The organism is Sphingobium sp. LB126 (assembly GCF_002795205.1).
Lineage (GTDB): Bacteria > Pseudomonadota > Alphaproteobacteria > Sphingomonadales > Sphingomonadaceae > Sphingobium > Sphingobium chungbukense.
The window spans coordinates 240,092-253,182 of the sequence record NZ_NETV01000002.1; the positions used below are offsets into that span (position 1 = coordinate 240,092).

The window sequence follows — 13,091 nt, forward strand, 5'->3', positions numbered from 1 at the left end:
TTCAGCGAGTCTTGAATTTGTCCTCGACCACGTCAGAGCGCATAAAAAATGGCGCGCTGCTTGTCGCAGCGCGCCATTTCTTTCTCGATCCGCCTGGGATCAGAATTTGATCGACGCTTCCACGCCGTAGGTGCGCGGCGCGTTGAAGTTGCCATAGTCGCCCAGCACGTTGGCGATGCTGCCGTTCGACACGCTGGTGGTGGGAGCGGCGGGCAGGCTGTTCGACGGATCGCGGCGGAACACATATTGCTCGTTGAACAGGTTGCGGCCCCAGAGGCTGAGCGTCAGGTTGCGGCCATGGCCGGTGCCGATGTCGGCCAGCGAGATGCGGCCGTTGAAGATCAGCGAGCTGTCATTCTTCGTGGCGAACTGGTCGAAGGCCTGGGTGGCCTGCGAATAGTTGCCGTCGAAGTGGAACTTCAGCTTCGTGTCGCCGCCGCCGATCGGCAGGGCATAGTCGATCGACCCGCTCGCGGCGTTGCGCGGCGTGAAGACGATGTAGAAGTTCTGATAGACGCTGGTCGACGCACCCGTCGTATCCGTGGCGGTGATCTTCACCGGCGGGATCTTCGTATAGGTGTAGGCGTAGGATGCATTCAGCGTCAGCCCGTCGATCGGCTCGACGGTCAGGTCAGCCTCAATACCGCGGATCTTGGTGATGCCGGGCGCGTTGATGGTGACGAGGTTGTTGAAGCTGCTGGTCCCGACGAACTGGATCGAGCTGATGTCGACCTGGCTGTTCTTGCGGTCCATGATGTAGCCGGCCAGGTTGAAGCGGGCACGATTGTTCCAGAAGTCCGACTTCAGGCCGACTTCATAGGACTTCACGTCTTCAGGGTTGAAGGCCTGATAGTTGGACGTGCGCGAACTGGCGCCGCCGGCGCGATAGCCGGTCGCATATTTGGCGTAGACATGCAGGCCGTTGCTGACGTCATAGGCGACGGTCGCCATCGGGTTGAAGCGGTTCCAGGTGGCGTCCAGCGGCTTGTAGCCGACGCTGGCGGCGGGCGGCGTGGTGTCATAGTTGACGTTGCGCGAATAGTGCAGGACGCCCTTCTTCTCGTCATGCGTGTAGCGGCCGCCCACGGTGATGTGCAGCGCCTCGGTCGCGTTCCAGGTGACCTGGCCATAGGCGGCGTAGCTCTTGGACCAGACTTCCGAAGCACGGTCGATCGAGCAGCCGTTCACCGCCGAGCCGACGAAGGCCGGGGTGGATGCGGTGCAGAAGGGGATGCGGACATAGTTGGCGCCGGTGACCACGCCGGCCGCGTTCTTGACGGCAACGGCGCCCATGGAGCTGGGAGTCGCGGCATCGTCGCTGACATGTTCGTTGAAGTAGAAGCCGCCCACGACATAGTCGATGCTGCCCACGGTGCCGACAGCCTGCAGTTCCTGGCTGAACTGGCGCTGGCGCAGATCTGCGAGGCTGTAGCGGCTGAAGGCGCAGGGTGCGGCTGCGGTGCAGGCGCTGGTGGTCGTGCCGAGGCCCAGATTGACCAGCGGCGGACGGTGGGCGCCGCCGCTATTGTCCCACTGGGTCGCGTCGACGCCGCGCCACGCAGTGATGGAGCGCAGTTCGATCTCCGGCGAGACTTCCCACTTCAGCGTGTTGGTGAAGCCGTGGGTCTTGTCGACGCTGACCTGCTGCGGCACGCCGATATCGGCGACGCCCATGCGCGTGTCGCCGTTCACGACCACGCCCGGCAGCAGCGGCTTGACCGGGCCGCCGGTCAGGTTGGTGTAGCTGGTGCCCGGAAGCTTGCAATTGGGCTGCGATGCCTGGGTGCCGTTGATACAATGATTGGGATCATAGTTCAGCAGCTGGCTGTAGAAGGGCGTGTTCTCGTCCTTCGCGACGTCATAGGCGAAGTCGTTGGTGATGGTGCTGGTCGGCTGCCAGCGCACGGCGGCGCGGCCGCCCTTGCGGTTGTAATAGTTCCAGCCGACCTGGCCCGCCATCGGGTTGCGGGTCGTCGCGTCCTGATGCTGGATCACGCCGTCCAGCTTGATCGAGAAGCCCGCGATCTTGGGCAGGTCGATATGGGCATCGGCGGTGCGGCCGCCATAATTGCCCGCGCCAGCCTCCACGCGGCCGCCCCATTCGCCGGTCGGGGCCTTGCTGACGATGCTGAGCGCGCCGCCTTCGGTGTTGCGGCCGAACAGCGTGCCCTGGGGCCCCTTCAGCACTTCGACGCGCTCGACGTCGAACAGCGCGGCGTTCAGGCCATGCTGGCGGCCCATGTAGACGCCGTCGACATAGATGCCCACACCCTGTTCGCGGGCGGGCTGGTTGGCGTCGAGCGGCACGATGCCGCGAATGCCGATGGTGAGGGCCGACTGGCGCGCTTCGAAGGTCGCGATGCGCAGCGACGGGACGGCGCCGTCGGCGAGGTCGTAAAGGCTGGCGACGTGGCGGTCCTTGAGCGCTTCCGTGCTCATCACCGCCATGGAGATGGGGGTTTCCTGGAGATTGGTTTCGCGCTTGGTCGCGGTGACGACGATGGTGCCGAGGCCGGCATCTTCGGCGGCGGCGCTCGCGGCGTCGACGGCAGGCTGATCGGCGGTGGCGGCAAAGGCAAGCGCGGGTGCGGAAACCGACGCCAGCAGCAGGCCGCCCAGCGACATGCGCAGCAAGCTGGTGGAAGTGCGAATCATGACTGATAACCCCTTTTCTAGTCCATCGAGTGGATGCGGGGCGGCCACTAGGGGCGCATCACAACATTTTTGTGACAATCATCGTCATAATTAGAATATAACTATGTCATTTTCGGTTCATTTTCGGAAAATATCAGTATTTCCCGGGAGTTTTCGTGGACTATCCACCTATGATACGGAAAGGGAGAGCAGAAAAATTTTATCGTTTCAGGATGATTTAAAGACGAAAATATAAGATATTGTTTCGACGTTCAATATCATGGGGGCTCGTCTTTCATCCATCATGTCCGTGGGCCCATGTCAAAGATGGCGGTATAGCCGACATGATCCGAAAGCATGGCGCCGGTAGCGTCATGGCCGAACGGCACCTCTATCCCGCGCAAAGTCATGTTCGTCATTGCGCCCGGCGCGAAAAATTCCCAATCGCGGGCGCGTTGGCGGGACAGGAGGGCGTCGGTTGACAGCGCGATTCCGATATTCCGGGCAGCGTCATAGGCATTGTCGACCATGACGCCTGGCGTCCAGTCCCGGGTGGCATGATCGATCAGCGCCGCGCGCCGGGCGGGCGTCTGTCCGGCGTTGAAATCGCCCGCGACGACCAGTGGATTGCGGGGGTCGTGATTGTGCCGGATGAACTGGCCGAGATCGGCAAGTTCCTCCGCAAAGGCATGATTGGAGCGTTCGTCCGCCACGCGGGACGCGCGGCGGCTGTTGAGATGGGTGGTGACGATGTCCACCGGATCGGCCTGTCCCGGCAGCCGGATGCGGGCGAGCAGCGCGCCCTTGTTCGCGAGGCAGTCGAACCCGGCGCAGGCAAAGGTCGGGAAAACCATGCGGCGGACGTCGACGATCGGATAATCGGACAGGATCTGAAGGCCGCTGCCCGCATATTTGCCGATTCCTTCGCCATGGAGCCAGCTTTCCCGTGCGGCGAAGCGCAGGTCGGCGGGACCGGGCGTCAGATCGCTGCCGGCGTCGTCGTCCGCGCCGTTCACGACATAGGGGTAGCCTGCTGCCTGCCCTATCGCCTGGGCCTCGCTGGTGAAGGCTTCCTGGAGCACGACGACATGGGGATTGCGCCCCTGTACCCGGAGCGTGCGCAGCGTTGCGGCGATGCGGGCGAAATCGGCGGGCCGGCCCCAGGCCATCGGCCACGGCAGCCCGTGAATATTGTAGGTCAGCACCGATAGCTGCCCTGTGAAGGGGACCGGGACGGCGGGCGGCGACAGGCTGTGCGAATCGGTCGATGGGGCCGTCGCGACCAGTGCGATGGTGGCTATCATCCGTGCGGCTCGTCCGAAAATGCGCACCTTCTCTCTCCTGCGGGGACGGGCAGATGACGGCAGGGAAGAGCGGCCGCCGCAGTTGTCGCCGAAGATGAAAAAGAGTTCATGAAAGTGACGGGCTGCGGTTGCCGCATGGGGTGTCGTCCTGAATGCAGGAGCGAAAAGCCATGGGCATGATCTGGACTGTCATCATCAAGTCATCGGCCGCGACCATAGCGGCGCCTGTAAATGGGTCTGCTTCAGTCTGTGGGGGACAGTCGTGAAGAAACTTCTCTTGTCTATTCACGATGTTGGGCCGCGCTTCGAATCCGAGGTCGACCTGCTGCTGGACCGGCTGGCCCGCCATGTTCCCGTGGGGCGGCTGGCGATGCTGGTCGTGCCGGACCATTGGGGCGGCTATCCGCTGCGGCCGGGCAGCGCCTTTGCCGGGCGGCTGCGGCGCTGGTCGGATGCGGGCGTCAGCATGTTCGCCCATGGCTGGTTCCACCGCGACATGGCGACGCATGACGGCGCGGCGGCGCGGTTCAAGGCGCGGCACATGACCGCGGGGGAAGGCGAGTTTCTGGGGCTGGACAAGGCGACCGCGGAACGGCGCATGATCGATGCGCGCGACCTGATCCAGTCCATCACCGGCCGTCCGGTCGCGGGTTTCGTCGCCCCGGCCTGGCTGTACGGTCCATCGGCGCTGGAGGCGCTGGCGGAGAGCGGCTTTGCGCTGGCGGAGGACCATATGAAGGTCTGGCAGCCGTCGACGGGCCGGGTGCTGGCGCGCGGGCCGGTGCTGACATGGGCCAGCCGCAGCCGGGCACGCATCGCATCGTCCCTGCTGGCGGCGCGGCTGTTGCCGCCGCTGCTGCGCCACGCGGCGGTGGCGCGGGTCGCCGTCCATCCGGGGGATGCGCATGTGCCGCGCCTGTTGGCGAGTATCGACCGAGCCCTGCGCCGCCTGACGCGGACGCATGAGGCGGGCCGCTATGACGACCTGCTGGCGGGCTGAATCCGTGCGCGTGCTGACCTTCCTCCACAGTTTCGAACCCGGCGGGGTGGAGCGCGTCGCCTTGCGGCTGGTGCGCCGCTGGCGCGAGCAGGGCGTTGATGCGCCGCTGTTCATGGGACGCGGCGACGGCGCGATGCGGGGGGAGCTGGGCGAGGGGATCGATGCCCATATGCCGCGCCAGCCGCGCTTTTCCATCGCTTGGTGCGAGACGCTCTGGATGATCGTGACCCTGCCGGGCGTGATCCGGCGGTTGCGGCCCGATATATTGTTCTGCGCGGGCAACAGCTATGCAGTGGTCGCGGTGGCGATGAAGGGACTGCTCGGCCGCCGCTGCCCGCCGGTCGTCGCCAAGATCAGCAACGATCTGGAACGACGCGACATGCCCTGGGCGGGGCGGATATTCTATCGCCTCTGGCTGCGGGTGCAGGGGCGTTTCATCGATCACTTCATCGCCATGGCGCCGGGGCTGGAGGCGGAGATCGTGACGCTCATCCGTCCGCGCCGCGCCATGACCCGCTATCCCGCGATCAGCGTCATTCCCGACCCCGCGCTGTCGCTGGCGCAGATCGACCGCCTGCGGGCGGGAGCCATGGCCGGACCGGCGGTGGAGGGGCGGCGCTTCGTCGCCATCGGCCGGTTGGCGCGGCAGAAGAATTTCGCCCTGATGCTGGAGGCCTTCGCGCGGGGCGCGGGGCCGCAGGACCGGCTCATGCTCTATGGCGATGGCCCCGACCGACGTGGGCTTGAGCGGCTGGTCGACCGGCTGGGCCTTTCGGGGCGCGTGCATTTCGCGGGGCATGTGCCCGATCCCGCATCCCATATCGGGCATGGCGACATCTTCCTGCTCTCCTCCGACTATGAGGGCGTTCCCGCCGTCCTGTTGGAGGCGCTGGCGACCGGGCAGGCGATCATTGCGACCGAGTGCAGCGCGGCGATGCGCGCGCTGCTGGGCGATGGCGCGCTGGGCCGGCTGGTTCCGGTCGGCGACGCCGCGGCCCTGGCCGATGCCATCGCGCAGGCCGGCGGGATCGTCCAGGACGGCGCGGCCAGCCTGGCTCAGGCCCGCCGTTTCACGCTGGAAGCGGCGGCACCCCTTTACCTTGCCGATTTCGCCGCCCTGGCCCGCCTCGGCGGCTCCAGTGAAAAATCGCAGCCGGAACGACTGTGGCTTCCGGCCGGCGGCGACGTCACCCCTTCCAGCCCATCAAGACGAGCATTTCCATGACCGGAGAAACCTCAACCGGCCTCCTCAACCCCACGGTCGCATCACTGGACGGCGCGCTTGATCCCAAGCCGCTGATCCAATCGGGCCGCAACTGGACCCGATGGGCGGGGCCGCTGGTGTCCGTGCTGATCCTGGTCGTGGCGCTGCACCAGTTCCGCGACATCGACCCGCGCCGCCTGTGGGCGCTGATGCCGGTGTCGCTGACCTTCTGGTTCGCCTTCGCGCTCTATTATCTGGCTGGGCCGATTTCCGAATGGGTGATCTTCCGGCGCCTTTGGGCGATCCCGGCGGAAGGTTTCGGCGCGCTGCTGCGCAAGCTGGTCAGCAACGAGATCCTGCTCGGTTATCTGGGTGAGGTCTATTTCTACGCCTGGGCGCGGCGCAACAGCCGCATCACCACCGCCCCCTTCGGCGCGATCAAGGATGTGACCATCCTGTCCGCGCTGGTCGGAAACGGCGTGACGCTGCTGATGGTGGCGCTGGCCCTGCCCCTGCTGGGCGCGGTCGATGCGGGGCTGAACCGCTGGGAGGTCGGCGGGTCGATCCTGTTCGTGCTCGCCTCGTCGCTGGTGGCGATGCTGCTGCGGCGGCGGCTCTTCACCCTGCCGCGCCGGGATCTGTGGATGGTGTCGGGCATCCATCTGGCGCGCATCGTGGCGACGACCGTGCTGGCGGCGGTGATGTGGCATCTGCTGCTGCCCGACATTGCGATCAGCTGGTGGATATTGCTCGGCACGCTGCGCCAGCTTGTCTCCCGCCTGCCGCTGCTGCCCAACAAGGATGTGGTGTTCGCCAGCATGGCGGCCTTCCTGATCGGACGCGACAGCGAGATCGTGTCGGCCATGGCGCTGATGGCGTCGCTGATCCTGGCCGCGCATCTGCTGGTCGGTATGGTGCTGGGCGTGACCGAATTGCTGCGCGAAAGCCGCACCGCATGATCGCGGTCATCCTTCTGGCGGGCGCGGCCATCCCGTCGACGCCCGATCTCGGCAAGGCGGAGGGGCAGTGTCGCGCCAATGAGAATGGCCCGGCATTCCTGGTCGAGGTGCTGGGCCTCAAGGATCGCAAGGGCCGGCTCAAGCTGGAACTCTATCCCGCCAATGACGAGGATTTCCTGGCCGACGACAATATATTGGTCGGGGCGGGAAAGGTTTTCCGCCGGGTGGAGGAGGCGACGCCTGCCGCCGGTCCGGTGCAGCTTTGCATCCGCGCGCCGGGACCGGGCACCTATGCGCTCAGCCTGATGCACGACCGGGATGCCAATCGCCGCTTTTCGCTGTCGATCGACGGCATCGGTTTCCCCGGCAATCCCAAGCTGGGCTGGTCCAAGCCCCATGCCGCCGCGGCCCGCGCGACGGTCGGGTCGGGACCGGCGCGGATCGCCATCACCATGAATTATCGCCGGGGGCTTTTCGCCTTCGGCCCGCTGGAGAAATGACGCGATGCGGATCGTCGATGTCTGCGCCTTTTACGCACCGCGCGGCGGCGGGGTGAAAACCTATGTCGAACGCAAGCTCCAGGCCGGGGCGCAGGCGGGACATGAGATCATCATCCTGGCCCCGTCGGACAATGACCGGGTGGTCGAAACCCAGGGCGGCGGGCGCATCGTCATGCTGCCCGCGCGCCGCTTTCCGCTCGACCGGCGCTATTCCTATTTCGACGACGAACAGTCGCTGCATGCCATGCTCGACCGCCTGCAACCCGATCTGGTCGAGGCGTCATCGCCCTGGGGGAGCGCGGCGATGGTGGCGCGCTGGCGGGGCGATGCGCCGCGCGCGCTGATCATGCATGCCGATCCGCTTTCCGCTTATGCCTATCGCTGGTTCGGGTCGGTGCTGAGCCGCGCGACGATCGACCGGGGGTTCGAATGGTTCTGGCGCCACCTGCGGCGGCTGGACCAGAGTTTCGACCTGGTGGTGAGTGCCAGCGACAGCCTGTCGCAGCGCCTGTCGGCCGGGCGGCTGGAGCGGGTCGCCACCCTGCCCATGGGGGTGGAGCCGGGATATTTCTCGCCGCGCCACCGCAATGAGGCGCTGCGCGCGCGGTTGCTGGAGCGATGCGGCCTGGGGCCGGATGCGACGCTGCTGCTGGGGGTGGGGCGGCATGCGCCAGAAAAGCGATGGCCCCAGGTGATCGAGGCGGTGACGTCGGCCGGCTATGCCAATCCGGTCGGGCTGGTGCTGGTCGGCGACGGGCGCGACCGGGCGCGGGTGCGGCGGGCGGCGGCCAACAATCCGCATATCCAGTTGCTGGCGCCGATGCACGACCGGCCCGCTTTGGCGGAGATGCTGGCGAGCGCCGACGCGCTGGTCCATGGCTGCGAGGCGGAAACCTTCTGCATGGTCGCGGCCGAGGCGCGGGCCAGCGGCATTCCCATCATCGTGCCGGACGAGGGGGGCGCGTCCGATCAGGCGGCGCATGGCGTGGGCCTGCGTTACCGGGCGGCACAGACGGACAGCCTGGCGGCGGTCATCACCGATTTCCTGAACGGCGATCCGCAGGCGCAGCGCCGGCGGGCGGCGGCGATGGCGGCATCCGTCACGACCATGGACGATCATTTCGCCCAGCTCTTCGCGGTCTATCGGGAGTTGGAAGGGAGGCGCCGTCATGCTGCTTAGGCGGCGCTCCATGGTTCGATCCCTGCCGTTTCTCGCGATCCGCAAACCACCAGCCGCAATGGCGATGGAACGGGACGCGAAAGAGGAGCATCCTTGCGGCTTGCGGCATGTCCATAGCTGCGGCAACTGGTCCATCATGGCCGCGATCCTATGGTGGGCGCTGAGGAACCGGGACTGACGCCCGATCGGCCCGGGTTCGCGAATGACGTTACGGGGCCGGATTAACCTTCCGGAAACCCGATTGATGCGAGTAACGGGACCATGTCTATTCAAGCCATCGTTGAACAGCCGCCAAAGTCCGAGAACAGGCGTGAAGCCGCTCGATGGCGTATTCGCCTCGAACTGCCCGGCACGTTCGACAAGGCGCAGGCGAATGTCGTGATCCATGATATTTCCACGGCGGGCATGCTGGTGGAAACCCGGACGAATCTGAAGGTCGGACAGGAGATCATCCTGTCCCTGCCCGAGGCGGACAAGGTCGCCGCCCGCGTCGTCTGGCAGAATGAGCCGCTTTTCGGCTGCCGTTTCGTGGAAGCGCTGCCGCAGGCCGTGGTGAGTGCGGTGCGGCTGCGCAATCCGGATCGCGATGGCGCAAAGTCCGTCAATGAGTCCGTCCACGGGCCTGCCGAGACCAAGGCCGAAGAGAAAATCGCGGAAGGTTTGCCGGACCGTCTGCGTCGGCTGCGGCGGGAACGCGGGTTGAGCCGGGTCGCACTGTGCGAGCGGACGGGCTTCAGCAAGCCGACCATCTGGGGTTGGGAAACCGGCAGGACCACGCCGCGGAAGGACAATCTGCTTGTCCTGGCCGATATTTTCGGGCTGACCGAGCAGCAACTGCTTTTCGGCGAGGGCGATTCCACGCTCCGGAAAGCGGCGGCGCCCCTCATCGCCGAGGCCAGCGCCGAAACGCTTGCCCATGCGATCCAGTCGGCCAAGGCACGGATCGCGCGGGCGGCGGGTGTGAATCCGTCGAAGGTTCAGATCCATATAGAATTTTAGGGCATCTCGCGCCAAGGCATGTCCTGGGCCTGTCGAAAGGAGAACCGCGCCTGGCGCGTGACCCGGTTCAATCCGATCGGATCCTGTTGCAGTATCGCAAGGCGCATGCGGTGGAGCGTCACGTCCAGCCGGCTCCCACTGGCCTCTTGACCAGAGTTATGGCACCCATCATTTAACGCCCCTCCGCCTCTGCCGGAAGGGATCTGCATGTTTTCCGCCGCCGTGGCGCGCGTTCTGAGGGCGCGTCATGTTCATTACGGATGGGCGGTGTTGGCCGCGACCTTCCTGACCATGTTGGTGGTTGCGAGCGCCGTCGGTGCGCCGGGTGTGTTCATCGTGCCGTTGCAGAAGGAATTCGGCTGGAGCGCGGCGGATATTTCGGGCGCGCTGGCCATCCGTTTCCTGCTTTTTGGCGCGATGGGGCCTTTTGCCGCTGCCTTCATGAACCGCTTCGGCGTGCGGCGGATCATGCTGGTTTCCTTATCCATCATATGCGGCGGCCTTTTCCTGTCGCTGGGTATGGATCAGCTATGGCAGCTGGTCTGGTTGTGGGGCGTGGTGATCGGTGTCGGCACGGGCATGACGGCCGTGGTGCTGGGTGCGACCGTGGCGACGCGCTGGTTCACGGCGCGGCGCGGACTGGTGCTGGGGCTGCTGTCGGCGAGCACCGCGACGGGGCAGTTGGCTTTCCTGCCGCTGATGGCCGCCCTGACGGAGAATTTCGGCTGGCGTGCCGCGATCCTGCTGGTGTGCGGTGCGATCCTGCTGGCGGCGGTCGTGACTGTTCTGCTGATGCGTGACCGCCCCTCCGATCTGGGCCTGGCGCCTTATGGCGAGAGCGCGATCCATGCCCCGCCGGTGCAGTCCACCAGCCTTGCCGTGCTGATGATGACGCCGCTTCGGATATTGGCCGAAGCCGCGCGGGTGCCGAGTTTCTGGATACTCTTTTTCTCCTTCTATATCTGCGGGGCGAGTACCAACGGGCTGGTCCAGACCCACTTCATCTCGCTGTGCGGCGATTACGGGCTGGCGGCGGTGGGTGCCGCGTCGATGCTGGCGATGATGGGGCTGTTCGATTTTGCGGGTACGCTCGCCTCGGGCTGGCTGTCGGACAGGTTCGACAATCGCTGGCTCCTGTTCTGCTATTACGGCCTGCGCGGTTTGTCGTTGCTCTATCTGCCCTTCAGCGACTTCTCGCTCTACAGCCTGTCGATCTTTGCCATATTCTACGGGCTGGACTGGGTGGCGACGGTGCCGCCGACCGTCAAGCTGACGGCGCAGCGCTTCGGGCCGGAACGGGCGAATGTCGTCTTCGGCTGGATATTCGCCGGGCATCAGCTTGGCGCGGCGAGTGCCGCGCTGGCGGGTGGGCTGTCCCGCACGGCCTGGAACAGCTATATGCCTGCCTTCGTCGCGGCGGGGGTCCTGTGCCTCATCGGTGCGGCGCTGGTGCCGTTCATCAATCGCGGGCGGGAAAAGTCCCTCGCTCTCGCTTGACATCAGGGCGGGAGATGCCGTTGCATATTCCCGCCTCGTCCGTTCGGGCGATTTGCTGAAGATCGAATGACGAGGTTTGCGAGCGGTTCGTCTCAGCCGCGATAGCGTGCTTCGGCAAGGTCGAGTTCTCGCGTGAGTTTGTGGGCGATCTCACTGCTCACCTGGCGATCGCGCACGAGCCGGGCCAGCGTTTCGCGCTCGGCCTTGACGGCCACCAGACCGAATTCTCCGGCAAGGCGTTTTCCGGCGCGTACCTCGTCGACCTGATGTCCGTTCAGGCCTTCGATGCGATCCCGATAAAGATCCATGACCCGTCCGCCGACCGTGACATAGAGGTCGGCTTCGCCATGATGTTCGGCCAGGGCATGCTGATGCCGTTCGATCGCCTGGATCGCGGCCTCGGCAGCGGCGATGCGAGCGCTGTCCTCCTCCGCCTGCTTCGACGGTTCCGGCGGCATGGTGAGGCCCTTGAGCAGGATCGGCAAGGCGACGCTCGCAACGACGAGTGACACGACGATCACGCCGGCCGCGAGGAAGATCGCGAGATCGCGTGCCGGAAAGTCGGTCCCGTCGTTCAGCACGAGGGGCAGGGTCAGCACGCCCGCGAGGGTGATCGCACCCCGCACGCCGGCGAAGGATGTCGCCGCGACGAGCCGCCAGTCGGGGCTGTGCATGGCGGCACCGGGCTGGGCCTTGCGCAGGATCGTGAGGTGGAGCGAGGCCCAGACCCAGGCGAAACGCAGGATGGCGAGGCCGGCTATGATCGCTATGGTATAGATGGCCAGCCACCAGGGTGAGCTGTGACCCGTCAGTGCCACCGTCTGATGCGCGCCTTCCAATATGGCGGGCAGTTGTTCGCCCAGAAGAACGAATATGATGCCGTTGAGCGTGAACTGGATCGTGTCCCACACCGAATTCCGGCGCATCCGGGTGGCGGCCATGGCCTGACGGGAAATCTCCGCGAAGCTCATCGTGACGCCGGCGCCCACCGCCGCCAATATGCCCGAGGCGTGGACATGTTCGGCGAGCATGTAGGAACCGAAGGGGATGAGGAGGCTGACGAGGATCTGCGAGCCGGTGTCCTCGCCCCAGCGTTTCGTGACCCATGCCTTGACGCGCGAGACGGCGAGGGTGACGGCAATGCCGATCGCCAGGCCGGCTCCGGCCACCCAGAGGAAATTGAGTGCGGCGGCCCCGGCGGAGAAGGTGCCCGTCAGCGCCGCCGCAATGGCGAAGCGCAGGCAGACGAGGCCGGAGGCGTCGTTGAGAAGCGATTCCCCCTCCAATATGTGCATCATCCGCTTGGGGATGGGCACGCGCGCGGCGATGGCGGAAACGGCGATGGGATCGGTCGGCGACACGACGGCGGCAAGCGCGAAGGCGACGGCGAGCGGCATGGCCGGGATCATCCAGTGGATGAAGAAACCCATGCCGACGACCGTCAGGAGGACAAGGCCGAGGGCGAGTTCGACCACCGTCCAGACGTCCTTGAGCAACTCGTCCTTGGGGATGCGCCAGCCGTCGAGAAAAAGGAGCGGAGGGAGGAAAAGGAACAGGAAGAGTTCGGGGTCGAGCTCGACGCGGTGGGATGTCGACAGACCGATGATGCCGCCGAGCAGGATCTGCACCAGAGGTGTAGGAATGGAGACGGGCAACATTCGGGAAACCGCCCCGCTGACGACGACCGCCAGCAGGAGAAATAGCACGATCGAAACTGTCTCCAATATCTTCCCTCCGTTCCGGAATCCGAAGACCTTTGGGGGAGGAAGGCGGAAGGGGCAACCCCGTTTGCGGATCGGCCGTTCGTTGGAGCC

The 13,091-nt window shown here is 65.6% G+C and carries 10 protein-coding genes; 7 read left to right on the plus strand and 3 right to left on the minus strand.

Going from position 1 to position 13,091, the window contains the following annotated elements:
- Window positions 1-99 precede the first annotated feature (99 nt).
- Together CAF53_RS17320 and CAF53_RS17325 are read right to left on the minus strand one after the other, a co-directional pair.
- Window positions 100-2,655, minus strand: coding sequence for a TonB-dependent receptor (locus CAF53_RS17320; RefSeq protein WP_100239005.1), 2,556 nt, complete (start codon window positions 2,653-2,655; stop codon window positions 100-102).
- Window positions 2,656-2,936: 281 nt separating this feature from the next.
- Window positions 2,937-3,965 (minus strand): endonuclease/exonuclease/phosphatase family protein, encoded by a 1,029-nt coding sequence (locus tag CAF53_RS17325; RefSeq protein WP_197707471.1) that lies wholly within the window; start codon window positions 3,963-3,965, stop codon window positions 2,937-2,939.
- Between the two features lie 235 nt (window positions 3,966-4,200).
- Here CAF53_RS17325 and CAF53_RS17330 point away from each other — a divergent pair, with 235 nt between their 5' ends.
- The 7 genes from CAF53_RS17330 (at window position 4,201) to CAF53_RS17370 (ending at window position 11,277) form a co-directional block, all read left to right on the plus strand.
- A complete protein-coding gene (locus CAF53_RS17330) occupies window positions 4,201-4,938 on the plus strand; it encodes a polysaccharide deacetylase family protein (RefSeq protein ID WP_100239007.1) in 738 nt (245 codons plus the stop codon).
- Window positions 4,916-6,163 carry a glycosyltransferase gene (locus tag CAF53_RS17335; protein WP_100239008.1) on the plus strand — a complete coding sequence of 416 codons (1,248 nt, stop codon included), beginning with the start codon at window positions 4,916-4,918 and terminating at the stop codon, window positions 6,161-6,163. Before CAF53_RS17330 ends, CAF53_RS17335 begins: the two co-directional genes overlap by 23 nt.
- Window positions 6,160-7,101, plus strand: coding sequence for a hypothetical protein (locus CAF53_RS17340; protein WP_100239009.1), 942 nt, complete (start codon window positions 6,160-6,162; stop codon window positions 7,099-7,101). The genes CAF53_RS17335 and CAF53_RS17340 overlap by 4 nt, the downstream gene beginning before the upstream one ends.
- Window positions 7,098-7,601: a DUF2141 domain-containing protein gene (locus CAF53_RS17345; RefSeq protein ID WP_046763810.1), complete on the plus strand. Its 504-nt coding sequence runs from the start codon at window positions 7,098-7,100 to the stop codon at window positions 7,599-7,601. Before CAF53_RS17340 ends, CAF53_RS17345 begins: the two co-directional genes overlap by 4 nt.
- A 4-nt stretch (window positions 7,602-7,605) precedes the next feature.
- Window positions 7,606-8,781, plus strand: coding sequence for a glycosyltransferase (locus tag CAF53_RS17350; protein ID WP_100239010.1), 1,176 nt, complete (start codon window positions 7,606-7,608; stop codon window positions 8,779-8,781).
- A 261-nt stretch (window positions 8,782-9,042) separates the two neighbouring features.
- The gene (locus CAF53_RS17360; protein ID WP_100239011.1) at window positions 9,043-9,780 is read left to right on the plus strand and encodes a PilZ domain-containing protein; all 738 of its coding nucleotides are present in this window, start codon (window positions 9,043-9,045) and stop codon (window positions 9,778-9,780) included.
- A 207-nt stretch (window positions 9,781-9,987) separates the two neighbouring features.
- Entirely contained in the window at window positions 9,988-11,277 is a 1,290-nt protein-coding gene (locus CAF53_RS17370) for an MFS transporter (RefSeq protein ID WP_100239013.1), read from the plus strand.
- A gap of 92 nt (window positions 11,278-11,369) precedes the next feature.
- Here the strand turns inward: CAF53_RS17370 and CAF53_RS17375 are convergent, their stop codons facing one another.
- The gene (locus CAF53_RS17375; RefSeq protein WP_046763816.1) at window positions 11,370-13,001 is read right to left on the minus strand and encodes a Na+/H+ antiporter; all 1,632 of its coding nucleotides are present in this window, start codon (window positions 12,999-13,001) and stop codon (window positions 11,370-11,372) included.
- Window positions 13,002-13,091: the final 90 nt, after the last annotated feature.

Excerpts from the sequence above, each read along its gene's own strand:
- CAF53_RS17320 (WP_100239005.1), bottom strand. The coding sequence starts at position 2,655 with ATGATTCGCACTTCCACCAGCTTGCTGCGCATGTCGCTGGGCGGCCTG.
- CAF53_RS17335 (WP_100239008.1), top strand. The coding sequence starts at position 4,916 with ATGACGACCTGCTGGCGGGCTGAATCCGTGCGCGTGCTGACCTTCCTC.
- CAF53_RS17340 (WP_100239009.1), top strand. The coding sequence starts at position 6,160 with ATGACCGGAGAAACCTCAACCGGCCTCCTCAACCCCACGGTCGCATCA.
- CAF53_RS17345 (WP_046763810.1), top strand. The coding sequence starts at position 7,098 with ATGATCGCGGTCATCCTTCTGGCGGGCGCGGCCATCCCGTCGACGCCC.
- CAF53_RS17350 (WP_100239010.1), top strand. The coding sequence starts at position 7,606 with ATGCGGATCGTCGATGTCTGCGCCTTTTACGCACCGCGCGGCGGCGGG.
- CAF53_RS17360 (WP_100239011.1), top strand. The coding sequence starts at position 9,043 with ATGTCTATTCAAGCCATCGTTGAACAGCCGCCAAAGTCCGAGAACAGG.
- CAF53_RS17370 (WP_100239013.1), top strand. The coding sequence starts at position 9,988 with ATGTTTTCCGCCGCCGTGGCGCGCGTTCTGAGGGCGCGTCATGTTCAT.